General features: G+C 69.0%; 13 protein-coding genes and 2 pseudogenes. 8 read left to right on the top strand and 7 right to left on the bottom strand.

Annotated elements, in window-relative coordinates:
• Positions 1-143 precede the first annotated feature (143 nt).
• From OG776_RS04570 to OG776_RS04555, 4 genes are all read left to right on the top strand, one after another.
• Positions 144-410, top strand: a complete 267-nt coding sequence (locus tag OG776_RS04570) for an SHOCT domain-containing protein (protein WP_329319065.1) — start codon at positions 144-146, stop codon at positions 408-410.
• Between the two features lie 72 nt (positions 411-482).
• The gene (locus OG776_RS04565; protein ID WP_329326363.1) at positions 483-1,241 is read left to right on the top strand and encodes an AMP-binding protein; all 759 of its coding nucleotides are present in this window, start codon (positions 483-485) and stop codon (positions 1,239-1,241) included.
• The gene (locus tag OG776_RS04560) at positions 1,126-1,485 is read left to right on the top strand and encodes an AMP-binding protein (protein WP_329319061.1); all 360 of its coding nucleotides are present in this window, start codon (positions 1,126-1,128) and stop codon (positions 1,483-1,485) included. The genes OG776_RS04565 and OG776_RS04560 overlap by 116 nt, the downstream gene beginning before the upstream one ends.
• A 126-nt stretch (positions 1,486-1,611) precedes the next feature.
• Positions 1,612-3,204, top strand: a complete 1,593-nt coding sequence (locus tag OG776_RS04555; protein WP_222723778.1) for an ISL3 family transposase — start codon at positions 1,612-1,614, stop codon at positions 3,202-3,204.
• An 8-nt stretch (positions 3,205-3,212) separates the two neighbouring features.
• Here OG776_RS04555 and OG776_RS04550 read toward each other — a convergent pair whose 3' ends face one another.
• The 3 genes from OG776_RS04550 to OG776_RS04540 form a co-directional block, all read right to left on the bottom strand.
• Positions 3,213-3,710 carry a hypothetical protein gene (locus tag OG776_RS04550; protein ID WP_329319058.1) on the bottom strand — a complete coding sequence of 166 codons (498 nt, stop codon included), beginning with the start codon at positions 3,708-3,710 and terminating at the stop codon, positions 3,213-3,215.
• Positions 3,711-3,918: 208 nt separating this feature from the next.
• Positions 3,919-5,025 carry a hypothetical protein gene (locus OG776_RS04545; protein WP_329319056.1) on the bottom strand — a complete coding sequence of 369 codons (1,107 nt, stop codon included), beginning with the start codon at positions 5,023-5,025 and terminating at the stop codon, positions 3,919-3,921.
• A 180-nt stretch (positions 5,026-5,205) separates the two neighbouring features.
• Entirely contained in the window at positions 5,206-6,681 is a 1,476-nt protein-coding gene (locus OG776_RS04540) for a bifunctional aminoglycoside phosphotransferase/ATP-binding protein (protein WP_329323654.1), read from the bottom strand.
• A 416-nt stretch (positions 6,682-7,097) separates the two neighbouring features.
• Between OG776_RS04540 and OG776_RS04535 the strand changes: the two genes are divergently transcribed.
• Together OG776_RS04535 and OG776_RS04530 are read left to right on the top strand one after the other, a co-directional pair.
• Positions 7,098-7,916, top strand: a complete 819-nt coding sequence (locus OG776_RS04535) for a universal stress protein (RefSeq protein ID WP_329319054.1) — start codon at positions 7,098-7,100, stop codon at positions 7,914-7,916.
• Positions 7,917-8,055: 139 nt separating this feature from the next.
• Positions 8,056-8,373 (top strand): dsRBD fold-containing protein, encoded by a 318-nt coding sequence (locus tag OG776_RS04530; RefSeq protein WP_329323653.1) that lies wholly within the window; start codon positions 8,056-8,058, stop codon positions 8,371-8,373.
• Positions 8,374-8,475: 102 nt separating this feature from the next.
• On the opposite strand, the gene OG776_RS04525 is transcribed toward OG776_RS04530, so the two are convergent.
• Complete coding sequence (locus tag OG776_RS04525) at positions 8,476-9,150, bottom strand: CBS domain-containing protein (protein ID WP_329319052.1); 675 nt, start codon at positions 9,148-9,150, stop codon at positions 8,476-8,478.
• Between the two features lie 120 nt (positions 9,151-9,270).
• Here OG776_RS04525 and OG776_RS04520 point away from each other — a divergent pair, with 120 nt between their 5' ends.
• Positions 9,271-10,191 (top strand): DUF1918 domain-containing protein, encoded by a 921-nt coding sequence (locus tag OG776_RS04520; RefSeq protein ID WP_329323652.1) that lies wholly within the window; start codon positions 9,271-9,273, stop codon positions 10,189-10,191.
• A 72-nt stretch (positions 10,192-10,263) separates the two neighbouring features.
• Here the strand turns inward: OG776_RS04520 and OG776_RS04515 are convergent, their stop codons facing one another.
• Positions 10,264-11,466 carry an IS110 family transposase gene (locus OG776_RS04515; protein ID WP_329317956.1) on the bottom strand — a complete coding sequence of 401 codons (1,203 nt, stop codon included), beginning with the start codon at positions 11,464-11,466 and terminating at the stop codon, positions 10,264-10,266.
• A gap of 296 nt (positions 11,467-11,762) precedes the next feature.
• Positions 11,763-12,342, bottom strand: a pseudogene (locus OG776_RS04510) (CBS domain-containing protein); the annotation flags it as partial.
• A 190-nt stretch (positions 12,343-12,532) separates the two neighbouring features.
• Here OG776_RS04510 and OG776_RS04505 point away from each other — a divergent pair.
• Positions 12,533-13,408 (top strand): universal stress protein, encoded by an 876-nt coding sequence (locus OG776_RS04505; protein ID WP_329319050.1) that lies wholly within the window; start codon positions 12,533-12,535, stop codon positions 13,406-13,408.
• 140 nt (positions 13,409-13,548) lie between these two features.
• Here OG776_RS04505 and OG776_RS04500 read toward each other — a convergent pair.
• Positions 13,549-13,743, bottom strand: a pseudogene (locus OG776_RS04500) (helix-turn-helix domain-containing protein); the annotation flags it as partial.
• Positions 13,744-13,745 lie beyond the last annotated feature (2 nt).

Below are 13,745 nucleotides of genomic sequence, written 5' to 3'. Positions count from 1 at the left end.
GGAGGTGGATCACGGCCGACGGCCACACGACGTGCCGATCGGCTCGGGAGCGAGGCCGAATGGCCCGTGGTGACGCAGCCCGGCGGAGGCTCACCATGACCACAAGGGACGCTGTTCGAAATCACGCAGGGGAGGTGGCCCGGATGTACTGGTACGGCGGCTGGGCCTGGATGACGTTCATGCCTCTGCTGTGGATCGCACTGATCGTCCTCGCCGTGTGGGCCGTGATCCGTCTGACGCACGCCATGACCGATGGCGCCTCTCATCGCAGCCACAGCTTGGCGGACGACGAGCCCCGGGAGACCCCGGAGGAGATCCTCGACCGGCGCTATGCCTCGGGAGAGATCGACACGGACGCCTATACCGAAGCCCGCGAGCGCCTCGCTGCCCATAGGCCGAGGCCTCGCTGATCGGACTCTGCAGGTGCCGGCGGCCACTGGCTGTGCTGTGGTAGGAGCAGGCCCGAAGGAAGGAGGGCCGCCATGCCCTGGGAGACCATCCGTAAGGATGCCCCGCCGCGTGTCGCCCCCAATCTGCGCGACTACGACAAGGAGTGCGCGGACTTCTCGTGGCAGGCGGCGCGGAGCAGGCTGGAGGGGCTGCCCGGCGGGCGGGGACTGAATATCGCGCACGAAGCCGTTGACCGGCACGTGGCATCCGGCCATGCAACGGCGGTCGCGCTGCGCTGCGTCGGTCGGGACGACTCCGTCACCTCGGTGACTTATGGTGAGTTGGCCCGTTCGACGGCACGTTTCGCCAACGTGCTCCGCGGCCTCGGGGTCGGTCACGGCGACCGGGTGGTGACGCTGCTGGGGCGCTGTCTCCAGCTGTACACCGTGGTACTCGGCACCCTGAAGAACACCGGTGTGCTGTGCCCGCTGTTCTCGGCGTTCGGGCCGGACCCGGTGTTCCAGCGGATGACGCTGGGCGACGCGCAGGTGCTGGTGACCACGGCGGACCTGTTCCGCAGGAAGGTCGCCGCGCGACACCGCGGCCTCGCCACCCTGCGCTACGTGCTGATCGTCGGTGACGGGGCGGACGAGCTGCCTGGCACCCTGTCCCTCGACACGCTCATGGCCGACGCGGCCGACCACCTTCACCATCCCGCCGACATCGCCCCACGACATGGCCCTGTTGCACTTCACGAGCGGCACGACGGGGGTCCCCAAGGGCGCGGTGCACGTGCACGAGGCGGCCGTAGCCCACTACACGACCGCGCTGTACGCCCTCGACCTCCATGAGGACGACGTGTTCTGGTGCACGGCCGATCCGGGGTGGGTCACCGGAATGTCCTACGGGGTCATCGCCCCGCTCATGCACGGCGTGACGGTCGTGGTGGACGAAGGCGACTACGACGCCCGCCGCTGGTACCGGATCCTCGCCGAGCAGCGGGTGAGTGTCTGGTACGCGGCGCCGACGGCCCTGCGCATGCTGATGCGGACCACACCGAGGACCGGTCCGTACGACCTGTGGCTTTGTTCATGAGAACGGGTTCTTGTCCAACTTCTGTGGTGTGCCTACTCCCTGTGACTGTTGATCTTGCTGGTAGATCTCGCGGGATCGTCTGGAAACTGCTGGTGCCGACGACATCCGGGCTGATGGTTCTGGGCTGTGCGCGAGGTACTACTCCGGCTGGAAGAGCTGCTCTTCCTGGCGGATCCGGGGATCAGGGTGGAGTCGGTGCAGGACGATGGCGAGGTGATTCGGGTCGGTGTCAGATGTCGGACGGCTGGGGCTCGGTGCCCGGGTTGTGGGAGCTGGTCAGGGCAAGTGCACGGCTCTTACCTGCGGTTTCCTGCTGACCTCCCCGTAGCGGGACGGCGGGTGGTGCTGCGACTTCGTGTCCGGCGCTTCACGTGCAAGGACGTCTCCTGCGTGCGCCGGACGTTCGTCGAACAGGTCGCGGGCCTGACCCGGCGGTACAGCCAGCGGACCGAACGCATGCGGTCAGTCCTGGCCGAGATCGGCCTCGCATTAGCCGGCCGTGCCGGTGCCAGGCTGGCCGACATCTTCGGGGCGAAGATCAGCCGGAATACGGTCCTGCGGCTGGTCGATGCCCTCCCGGAACCCCAGCCACAGGTCCCACGGGTGGTCGGTGTCGACGAGTACGCGATGCGAAAGGGCCGTGTCTACGGGACTGTGCTGGTCGACGTCGAGACTCGCAGGCCGGTTGACCTGCTGCCGGATCGTGAGGCGGGCACTGTCGCGGCCTGGCTGGCCGAACGCCGGGGGATCGAGGTCGTCTGCCGTGACCGTGCTCCGTTCTTCGCCGAGGGGGCCAGGATCGGGGCGCCCACTGCGGTCCAGGTCGCCGACCGGTTCCACCTGTGGCGCAACCTCGGCGAAGCGGCCGAGCGGTGTGTCTCCCACCACCGCCGGTGCCTCCGTGTGACCTTCGTAGAGTCGGTGCCGGAGAAGGCGCCGGCCCCGGTCGAGAGCGGGTCGCCATGGCCAACCGGGCACCGTTTCGCCGATCGGACCCGGGCCAAGCACGCCACCGTCCACGCGCTGCTGGTTGCAGGCCACAGCCGACGCTCGATCCAGCGCCAGCTCGGCATGACCTACCGAACCGTCCAACGGCTGGCCGACGCCGCCAGGCCGGAAGACCTCTTCCAAGGGCAGTGGCAGAACCGCCCGACCAAGCTCGACGACTTCAAGCCCTACCTGCACGAGCGATGGGCCGAAGGCTGCACGAACGCCTGGACCCTCTGGGAAGAGCTCAAGGCTCACGGCTACACCGGCGGCTACGGAGCCGTCCGCGCGCACCTCCAACCGTTCCGCACAACCCCAACTGCACCAGCATCCCGCCCACCGTCCCCACGCACGGTCACCAGCTGGATCCTGACCCACCCCGATACCCTGCCGGAGAGCGAGCGCCTGAAGCTCAAAGCCGTCCTCGCCGGCTGCCCCGAACTGGATGCACTCACCTGGCACGTCCGCGCGTTCGGAAAGATGCTCACCCAGCTCCAGGGCGACCAGCTGCCTCAGTGGATCAAGGCGGTCCGCGCCGACGACCTACCCAGCCTCCACACCTTCGTCAACGGCCTCGAACGCGATCTCGCCGCCGTCACCGCCGGCCTCACACTGCCGTGGAGCTCCGGCGTCGTCGAAGGCCACGTCAACCGGATCAAAATGATCAAGCGCCAGATGTACGGTCGGGCCGGGTTCGGCCTCTTGCGGAAACGAGTCTTGCTAGCGTCCTGACGGGCCTGTCACGAGCTCTGTTGGAGTCGCTCCGCGGCCTGAGCAGGGGTGTCGTAGTAGCCAGGCCGTGCCAGCAGGACCGAGCTGAAGTGGTAGCCCTGCTCTTCCTCGGGCTCATCGTCGGCTGCGAATGGACGCCAGAAGCTCAGCAGCAAGTCCGGGGCAATGAATGAAGCAACGTCGTCAGGGTCTTCCTCGATCGAGGTGAACTCGCCCATGCGCTGGACAACCTCACGGGCCGGAAGCGCGAACACGTCCACACCCTGAAACAACACTCGGTCCGTCTGGGATGACGGCCTTCCCAACTCGATGGCCTCAAGCATGTCTCGCATGCAGTCGATGCTGATCATCAGCCCGCTGGGACGGAAGACGTGCTGCCCCGGCCGATCAGACTCCGAGATCGCAGAGAGATCGCGGAGCGAGTCCAGCGCCGCGTTGGCCGCGTGCCGAGTCATACCGATCTGCAACGGGCCAACGCCAGTCGGTGGGGCGAGGTCGAAGTCCATGTGGGCATGATCCCAAACAGGTCTGTCAACGAGTCACGAAGGGCCATCCAGTCCCGGCAGGTTACAGAGCGTGAGAGCTCCACAGAAGTTGGACCAGAACCTGAGAACGGGCAGCAGATGTTCACCACTTTGGGAGGCACCGCTGTCCGGCGCTGTTCGATTGCGGAGCAAGTCAGAGACCGACTACCGGCACCTTGTGGGCAGTCCGCTAGAAGAGGCCAGCGTGCATGTGCTGCGTAAGGTTCTCGAGGATCTCCCGAAACCACGAGCTGCGGACGGCCGGTAGCCGGACCAGGGTGTGCTGAAACGCGCCAGGATCGGCCCGGAACAAGTACCGGGGACGCGGTGCGGGCGGGTCGTCGCGGAGGACGCCGTCGGGCATGCCGCCCGACGCGGGAACTGGCAGGTGCGGCTTGGGGAAGGCCAGCCACAGCCACACCCCGAACGGCACAGGCACCGGGTACGCCTTAGGGGCAGGGTCTGCCAGCTTCCAAGTCTCTCCGGTCTGCGGATGGGTCGGCACGAGGACGATGTCAGGGTCCGCGTGGGGGGTGGGCTGTCCTGGTCCGGCCAGGACAGCGCGCCGTGCCGGCGGACCCGCGGGCAACAAGGCGTCGAGGGCGCGTTGGAACACCTCCTTGCTCAGACCGTCCGGGACGGTTACCCGCCGGCCCTCCGAGGCCGCTAGCAGGTGAGCAAGTGCCCGACCGGCCGCGGCCTCCCACTGCGGACTCCACGACCAGAAGTGGTTCGGCCCGAGCCGCGACCCCCATGTGGCGACCGGCTCGAACGGAGGAGTGCACATCCCCTCCTCCAACAGCTCTGCCCGGGAGAGTGGTGCGGAGTCGCCGCCGTCGACGCGGATGCGGCGCACGGCTTTGGGGGCAAGCCATACCGCCTGCCAGAGTGAGCAGTCGTCGATTCGGCTCGCCACGGGCAGGCCGCACTTCTCACATGCCATGTTGGGACCGTCTGCCCCGTCGAGGCCGCAACAGTAGCCGCCGGCCCGCTCCGGGATCAGCAGGGTGCCGCAGGCGTCGCCAGGTGCGATGACGATCGAGCCGGGGGCGCCGTCGGAGAGGACGTGTACCGGCGCATAGATGCCGCGGGCCACCGCCTCGTCCGGATGGATCTCCTCCCATCTCCGCCACGGCGGTCCCCAAGGCTCCGGCTCCACGGCGAACGTGCCCGATTCCATCAGCACTGGGAGCTGAATTCCGTTCCCGTACTTCTGATGAGCGTGGGCCGGCAGGGCGACCCGGGACAGTGGGTTGGTCACCTCAGCGCCGCACCCCGCACACACGAAAACGAACAAATGCCCTCCGCGAGAAGCAGATGGCATCGTCGCAGCTTCGTGGCAGACAGGCCAAACTTCATCAGCTCCAGCAACCACGGGGTGGACGAAACGAGCGCTCGCACCGACTTCACTCCTCGCTCCACCCACTCCACGGTCACCCCCCACTGTGTCCACGGGCAACATGGCCGCCCGTGCACCTCAGTCCGGCTCCATGTACGGGCGACGGAAGACCGGGGCCTGAGCGTTGCGCCACGGGCGTACCGCCGTCAGAGCCCGGGCGACGGCAGATTCCAGCGCGCCACTCGTGTCGACCGGGACGGCTGCAGGCCACGGCGGTTCCTTCGCAGCCATGGCGCCGGCGATCCCGGCGTCGGCGTCGGAGGCGCCGGGAGCGCGCGTGCTCAGGCGGGCTGCGGACACGTCGGTCGGCACATGGCAGTGCAGGGCCACCAGGTCGGCGCTGGCGCGTTCGGCCACCTGCACCGCTGCCTCACGCTGGAGGGGATCGGACCAGGTGGCGTCGAGGACGACGGACTCGCCGGAGGACAGCAGCAGGGCTGCGCGGTCGAGCAGGGCGGCGTACGTCCTGGCCGTCCACTCGGGCCTGTACAGCCCTTCCCCATAGCTGGCTGCGGCGGACTGCTCCGCCGGGATGCCCGCGAGTTCTTTGCGGATGCGGTCGCTGCTGAGCAGGGTCACCCCCAGCCGGTCGGCCAGCGCTCCGGAGAGCGTGGACTTCCCGCTGCCCGGCAGTCCGCCGACGAGCGTGAGGCCGACGGTGGAGGTGCGCAGGTGGCACAGTGCCATGGCGGCAAGGCTCCGGGACGATGCGTCCGCGCCGGGCGCTCCCTGGCGGCCCTGGATCACCGAGACTTTGGCACGGACGAAGGCTCGGTAGGCGATGTAGTGGTGCCACAGGGAAGGGGGCGCGGGATCCGCGGAGTACTCGCCGTACCTGGCCAGGAAGTACGCCGCGGCGTCCGGGAAGCCGAGCCGTTCCAGGTCCATGGCCAGGAAGGCGGTGTCGTCCAGGCCGTCGACGTAGCGGAGACGGTCGTCGAACTCCAGGCAGTCCAGGACCCGGGGGCCGTCATCGAGGCAGAACACGTCCTCAGCGAGAAGGTCGCCGTGGCCGTCGACCACCCGCCCCTGCTCGATACGGCTGTCGAACAGCCGCTTACGGCCGCCGAGATAGCGGTGCACCAGCCGCTCGATCTCCGTCACGTGCTCCGGCACTGCTCCCTCCGCGGCCAGCGCGTGCAGCTGTGCGAAGCTCGCCTCCCATCGTGCCAACAGCGCGTCTCGCGTGCCCTGTTCGTCCACGTCGCGACCTCGGGGTGCGGCGGCATGCCACGCCGCCAGGTGCCGGGCGAGAGTCCGAAGGACGTCGTCCACGGGAACACCTGCTCGTACGAGACGGGAGAGGCGGCGGTCCTCCGGCATGCGGCGCATGACCACGACCGGTTCAGGCGCCTCCGCATCCGGGCCACGGAACTCGCCCAGGCCTACGTAGACGTCGGGAGCGAACCGGCGGTTGAGGGTTACTTCGCGCTCACACGCGGCCCGGCGCGCCTCGACCGTGGTGTAGTCCAGAAATCCCAGGTCAACCGGCTTCTTGGCCTTGTAGGCCCGATCGCCGACGAAGAACAACGTCGCGGTGTGGGTCTCGCACACCCCGGCGCGCCGGGGCGGCTCGCTGTCGTGCCTGGCGGCCGACTGCAGCGCCGACGCGTCGGCCGGAGACGCGCGGAGGCCGGACTCGGTCATGAGGAACGGCGGCGACTGGGAAGCGCCCGTGGTGTGCGGCGTCCTCGTCCGTGCGGTGGCGGCCCAGCGGGCATCGGCCAGGCTCGCCGACGTGCCATGAGGCCTGCGGTGACGACTGCTGGTGGCATGGCGACGGCCTCCGTCTCGTAAGAAGCTGGAGGGGGCGGCGGACGAGTCCGGCCAGATGCATGGATCGTGCGTCACCTGCATACCGGGCGCGAGGCCTCTCTCCCTTCGAGGATCCCTTGTGCTTCACCGTGGCGCATGCGGGGGCCGCGGTGGAGCGGCGAGATCGTGGAATCCGGCACGAGAGGAGACGGGCGGTGACGATTCCCCTGGTGGTGGGCGTCGACGGATCCGAGGCGAGTCTGGAGGCGGTCGAATGGGCCGCTGCCGAGGCGGCCCGGCACGGGGTCCCGCTCCATCTGCTGCACGCGGCGGCCGGAGAGCTGGAAGCGTCCCACGTGATCAGCGCCGCCTCCGCGCGCGCTCAGAAGTGCGCTCCAGTGGTCCGGTTGTCCAGCGAGGTCTCGAACGAGGACGCGGCTTCGGCTCTGGTCGGCAAAGGCCGCAATGCCTTCGCGCTGGTGCTGGGGTCCAGGGGACTCGGAGATCTCGACGGCATGCTCCTGGGTTCGGTCAGCCTCGCCGTCGCGGCATGTGCCGATTGTCCGGTCGTCGTGGTGCGCGGATCCCCGGAGCATCGAGCTGCCCGGTTCGGAAACGTGGTCGTGGGCATCGAGGACGGGGAAGGCAGCGGTACGGCCGTCGACTTCGCGTTGCGCGAGGCGCATGTACGAGGCTGCCCACTCGTCGCGGTGCATGCCTGGAGTGCACCGTCCGGTGCTTGTACGACCCCACAGGCCCCGTCGTGGTTCCTGGAGGCCCACCGGCGCCCGCCGGCGCAGGTCCTCGACGATGCTCTGCGCCACCCTGCTCAGCGTTACCGAGACTCGGCGGTGAGCAGGAGGCTCATCGAGAAACCGGCTCGCTCAGCGCTGCTGGAAGCCGCGTCGGCGGCGGATCTGTTGGTCGTCGGCGCCCGTCGACGACTTGGACACACAGGCCTGCAGCTCGGCCTGATCAACCACGCGCTACTGCATCACGCACCGTGTCCCGTCGCCGTCGTCCCTCAGCTGTGAACCCCCCTACCGCGGGGGGAACGGGACGCAGTCGGCTTCCGGAGTCGGTCGCCGGTTGGTTGGGGACTTTCGGCCCTGTGGCCGATGCGCGCTGGAGTCTGGTCGCGGAAAGACCGGGGGCCGCCCAGTGGCCGACTGGATGCCACCCACCCCCAGTTTCCAGACGTCCCACCCGTCCGTTGCGGTCGCCTGGAGCGCCGCTGCTCCACTCGAGCCGCTCGCGAACACGCAGGTAAAGGAGAGAACGATGTCGCACACCGGACAGTGGAGCGTGCGTCTCCACCTCTTCGAAGACGACCACGGACGACGAAGGCACAGATCACGCTGGCACCGGCACACGGCGCTCACCGGGCACGGAACCGCGCAATGCAGTCCGGCGGACACGAACGTGCCGGGGATCGGCGACGAATTGGCGGCAGGGAGGGCTGTGCACGACCTCTCGCCCACCAACTGCTGAACGCCACCGAACGCGACGTCCAAGGCATGACGGCGGCCCGTCCCAGCATTCCTCAGACCGTTGGGCGCCCCGCTTGAACTCGGGGACTGAAGGCGGCCCGACTCAAGTGTCGGTGGATGCCTTCCGGGAGTCGTCCTTCTTGTAGGAGAGATTCCCCGAGACCGACACCACGCCGTCGACGCCACGGCACAACTGGTCGACTACGGGGATCAGACTCCGGTAGCCGACGGTGCCGGCGAGGGTCACCCGCCCGTCGCGCACCTCCGCGCTCACGTCCCGTGGATCGAGTCCCAAGGTTCGCCGCAACAGGTCGCCGGTGATCTCCTCACGGATGGCCTCGTCACGGCGGAGGAAGACCCGCAGCAGATCGCCGCGGCTGACGATGCCGAGGAGCCGGTCCGTCTCGTCCACCACGGGCAGTCGTTTGACGTTCTGGGTCTCCATGAGGCGGGCGGCCTCGACCACGGTCCACTCCGGACGTGCGCACACCGGGGGAGCGGACATCAGTTCCTCGGCGCGGGAGCCCTCGGCCTTGGCCTGTTCCCAGGCCTCCAGGTGCGGGATGGGTGTCCTGCCCGAGGGGTCGGCCTGGTCGGCGCTCTTGCGCAGCAGGTCGGCCTCGGACACCACGCCCAGAGGACGGTCCAGCTCGTCCACCACGGGCACGGCGGTGACGCCGTTTTCCTCCAGCAGTCTGACGAGCTCCTTGAAGGGCGTGTCACGCCGCGCCCGGACGACGTCCCGGCTCATCAGCTCCTCGACCGTTCGGTGGTGCATGTCGCCTCCCGGAAACGGGCCCGCCCACCTCGCGGAGACGCGGCCGCCGCCGCCTCGTGCGGCGGTTTGGTCCGCGTGGCAGGTTGGATACAGCACCATTCTGAGGAGAGGGCGGCGATCATGCGAGCTCACCTTGGCGATCAACTCGTCGTCGAAAGTCCGGCGACCGGCGCAGCCAGCCGCGATGGCGAGATCGTCGGACTCCACCACGAGGACGGAACACCTCCCTACGATGTGCGTTGGTCGGACACGGATGAAGTGACGCTCGTGTTTCCCGGGCCCGACGCCCACATTCACCATCTCGGACATGAACACTCAGGGGCCGGGCCTGAGCCGCTGCCAGACACACACGAGACGGAGAGCGTGTTCACCGCCCCGTGGTCGGCCAGAGCGGCCAATCCCGGCGACATCGGACGGCGTGTGGGGGTCGAACGCCGACGGCAGGGGCTGAGCCTTGTAGAAGCGGCACGCCGTGCCATGATGTCGCCCGACTACCTCGCCTACCTGGAGGAGCAGCCCTCTGACCCGAGTCTGGCGACTCTCATCCGGCTGGCCGACGCGCTGGGCACGACGGTCGCCGCACTCCGTGGCGGAAGCATGGATCTTCCACCCGGTCAGGGACATGCATTGCTCCACCCCCGGCTGCGGAGCCTGGCCCCGGAGGAGTGCCGGACCCTGCTGTCCACGCACGGCGTGGGGCGCGTCGCGATGTCGGCATCCGACGGCCGCCCAGTGGTCGTCCCGGTCAACTACGAGATGGTCGACGACGCCATCGTCTTCCGGACCGCGCCCGACTCCGTGGCGGCCCCGGCAGCGGGGACGGAGGTCGCCTTCGAGGTCGACCACGTGGACGACGCCATGAGCCAGGGCTGGAGCGTGCTCGCCGTCGGCCCCGCGAGCGTGGTGACGAAGCCGGAGGCCGTGCGCAAGCTCACCCAGCATGCGCACACCACCCCCTGGGCCGGCGGTGAGCGCGAGACGTGGGTGTCGATCCGGCCCACGAGCATGACGGGCCGTCGCATCACGCCGGCTGATCAGTAGACAGCCACCCAGGTGAACCGGAGTGTGCCCCCCCGTGCCCGCGGGGCGGGGGGGGTGCCTCTATGTCTTTGGTCAAGCGAGGCGTGGGGTTCTGGGTTCGTAGAAGGTGCCGTCGCGGAGCATGGCGAAGAGCACGTTGATGCGTTGTCGGGCGAGCCGGAGGAGGGCTTGCGTGTGGGTCTTTCCTCTGGTGCGGCATTTGTCGTAGTAGGTGCGGGAGGCGGGATCGTGCAGAGCGGCGAACGCGGACAGGAACATCGCGCGTTTGAGCTGCCGGTTGCCGCCTCTGGGCGCGTGTTCGCCGTGGATCGAGGTCCCCGACGACTTTGTTGTCGGGGCGAGGCCGGCGTAGGAGGCCAGATGGGCGGCGGTGGGGAAGCTGGTTCCGTCGCCGACGGTGACCAGCAATGCAGCGGCGGTCCTGACGCCGACGCCGGGCAGCGACGTCAGGACCTTGGAAAGAGGGTGATCCTCCAGCAGGGCTGTGATCTGGGCTTGTGCCGCCCGTCTTTGTTCGTGAACGGCGCCGAGCGAGCGGGCCAGGGATGGGATCACGATGTCGAGGGTGCCGGTGCCCGGGACCACGACGGTCTGCTCGTCGAGTGCGTCGAAGACGTCGTCGATCAGGCGTGTCGCCATGCGCGGGGCCTTGGGCCGGATCACTTCAACAAGCTTGCGTCGCCCAGCTTTCCGCAGGGCCGCCGGAGATCCGTAGCGTTCCAGCAGCCAGGTCACGGCGCTGTGGTCCAGGCGTGGGCCGAGGACCCGCTCGAGGCTGGGGTGGAACTGGGTGAGCAGGCCGCGGATCCTGTTGGATGTGCGGGTGGCCTCGGCGGCGAGGTCCTGGTCGAAGCCGACGAGCACGGTCAGCTCGGCTGTGATCTCGTCGGTGAGTTCCAGCGAGCGCAGGGTGTGCGGCATGGTGCGGGCCGCGTCCGCAATCACCGCGGCGTCCTTCGCGTCGGTTTTCGCCTCGCCGGGGTAGAGGTCGGCGATCCGCCGCATGGCCAGGCCGGGCAGATAGGCGACCTTGCAGCCGGTGTCCCGGGCGACCGTCAGCGGGAGGGCGCCGATGGAGGCGGGCTGGTCGACGATCACCAGGACGGTGCCGAACTTGGTCTTCAGCTTCTCGAAGACGTCCCGCAGCTTCGGTTCGGTGTTGGGCAGCTGCTTGTCGAAGACCTTCTTGCCGGCCGGGGTGAGCCCGTGCCCGTGGTGGGTGGTCTTGCCGACGTCCAAACCGAGGAAGACGTCTGTCTCGTCGCTGTCGTTCAAGCCGTCCTCCCGAACGGATGTCGTGTGTGCTGGCCGGGGCGTTGGCGTCGTGCGCGCATCCACGTTATGCAGACCTGCCGCCCGCGAACTGCCCGGCATTGCGCCGGACCGGACGGTGGCCGGACCTCTGATCAGCGTCTCCAACGGCGCCTCTCGGGCCCGGTGGCACCACCCCCCAGGTCATCGGTTCGACAGGGGGGAACAGCCATGCCGGGCCCGGAGGCCAGCGGCCCTCTTGCAGGACCGCGGAAAACATAACGGGGGGGGGAGGGAGGGAGGGGGCACTCCGCCGGGCAGGGGCCGACCGGGCTCGGTTCCTCTCCACTCAGTAGCGGCTCGACACCCACCGCGCCCTCCAGCCCGCGGACGAGGCGCTCGGCGACCCAGATGAGCGAAGCGTCGTGGACGGGCCTGCGGAGCGTGACGATCCCGTCCCGCACGGACACGTGGATGGCTTGAGCGTGCAGGGGGAACAGGTGGGCACCACCGTGCGGCGGACCTCCTCGTCGCCGTGGCTGACGACCCCGCACAGCCTATCCGCGTCGTCGACCACCGGCAGGCGCTTGACGTGCTGCACGGCCATCAGGCGAGCCGCCTGGGCGAGGGTATCGTCCGGTCGGACCGTGACGGCGGGCGTGCTCATCACCTCCCGGCGGTCATGCCCTCCGTCTTGGTCAGGTCGGACCGGCGTCGGATCCGCTCGAAGCGGGTCGGCTCGCGGTTCCGGAATTCCTCCTTGGGCAGCAGATCGGCCTCGGACACCACACCGACGACCTTCCCTTCACCGCTGACGACCGGCACGGCACTCACGTGGCGCTCGTCCGTGACCTGCACGATCTCCTTGAAGTGCGCGTCGCGCCCGACGGCGACAGGCATGTCCTGAGTCCTCGGCGGGTTTCGGAGGTGGTTGGCTCGGCCACCCCTCCAGCATCACGGCCGGCGCACACGCCGCAAACCGGCCGGGGACCGACCAGTCCGCCTGGTGGCGTGTCGCGGCGCCGAGCAGGCAGTGCGACGGTATTCACAGGGGGCTCTCGGCTACCGGGCGGCGAAGGCGGTGACGGCGATGGACCTCCCACTGGTCGTGGGTGTCGACGGATCGGACTCCAGTCTGACGGCTGTCGACTGGGCCGTGGACGAGGCGGTACGGCACGGGCTGCCCCTTCACCTCGTCCATGCCTCCCTCTGGGAGATGTACGAGGGAGCCCAGCCGTCCTTCACTACGGACCGCCCGGCCGAGGAGGTCATGGCCGAGCACATCGTCGCCTCCTGCGTGGAACGGGCCCGCCGCCGCCACCCCGAGCTGAAGGTCTCGGGTGAGGCACTGGCCCAGGACGCCGTGTCCGTGCTGCTGCGGGCGGGCCCTGAGGCGTTCGCTCTGGTCACGGGCTCACGCGGGCGAGGCGGGATCGCCGGGATGCTCCTGGGGTCCGTAAGCCTTGCGGTTGCGGCACGCGCCGTCTGCCCGGTCGTCGTGGTCCGAGGCGCGGAACCCAACCGCCGGGGAGCCTTTGGCCGCGTCGTCGTGGGTGTCGGTGACGCGACCGGCAGCGCGGCGGCGGTACGGTTCGCCGTCCGTGAGGCGGAGGTGCGAGGCTGCGACCTGACGGCCGTACGGGCCTGGCGCAATCCGTCGCAGGAACCCGTGGACCACATGCTGATCGCCGACGACGCTGCCAGGCTGCGCGAGGAGCGGGCTGCCAACGTCCTCGACGACGCACTGCGTGAGGCCGTACGAGAGCACCCACGGGTCGATGTCCGACGTCAGCCGCTCGAAGGCCCCGCCCACCGGATTCTCCTGAAAGCGTCGGCAGAGGCCGACATGATCGTCGTCGGCGCCCAGCGGCGACACGGACACTTCGGTCTGCAGCTCGGGAGGGTGGCTCACACGCTCCTGCACCACTCGGACTGCCCGGTCGCCGTCGTTCCGCAACCGGTCTGAGACACGCCGCGCATACCTGAGCTTCCAGAGCCTCGGGAGGAGAGGGAAAGGTTCCTCGGCCGTGACGACCGTGCGCAGCGCTGCCAGATGCGGATCCCACATGTGCACCAAGTGGATTTGTTCGGCCCTGAGTACTGGGGATGTTCCCGTTCGATCGGTGGGCTCCCGGTCAGGCCTCCCTCGCGCTCGGCCCGCCAGCGGCGGACCCACTTGTGGGCCGTTGCTCTCGAGACGCCCGTTTCGGCGGCCACATGAGCGACCGGGCGGCCCGCGCAGACGCGTTCGACCAGCAGCCGCCTGCCCTGAACGGTCAGCCGGGCACTACGGTGGGACACGA

Source organism: Streptomyces sp. NBC_01689, assembly GCF_036250675.1.
Classification (GTDB): Bacteria; Actinomycetota; Actinomycetes; order Streptomycetales; family Streptomycetaceae; genus Streptomyces.
The sequence above is the reverse complement of the archived record's forward strand: the minus strand, read 5'-3'. Positions and strand labels throughout refer to the sequence as shown.

Coding starts and splice junctions, on each gene's coding strand:
- OG776_RS04505 (WP_329319050.1), top strand. CDS start 12,533: ATGGACCTCCCACTGGTCGTGGGTGTCGACGGATCGGACTCCAGTCTG.
- OG776_RS04530 (WP_329323653.1), top strand. CDS start 8,056: ATGCCACCCACCCCCAGTTTCCAGACGTCCCACCCGTCCGTTGCGGTC.
- OG776_RS04520 (WP_329323652.1), top strand. CDS start 9,271: ATGCGAGCTCACCTTGGCGATCAACTCGTCGTCGAAAGTCCGGCGACC.
- OG776_RS04570 (WP_329319065.1), top strand. CDS start 144: ATGTACTGGTACGGCGGCTGGGCCTGGATGACGTTCATGCCTCTGCTG.
- OG776_RS04550 (WP_329319058.1), bottom strand. CDS start 3,710: ATGGACTTCGACCTCGCCCCACCGACTGGCGTTGGCCCGTTGCAGATC.
- OG776_RS04560 (WP_329319061.1), top strand. CDS start 1,126: ATGGCCCTGTTGCACTTCACGAGCGGCACGACGGGGGTCCCCAAGGGC.
- OG776_RS04525 (WP_329319052.1), bottom strand. CDS start 9,150: ATGCACCACCGAACGGTCGAGGAGCTGATGAGCCGGGACGTCGTCCGG.
- OG776_RS04565 (WP_329326363.1), top strand. CDS start 483: ATGCCCTGGGAGACCATCCGTAAGGATGCCCCGCCGCGTGTCGCCCCC.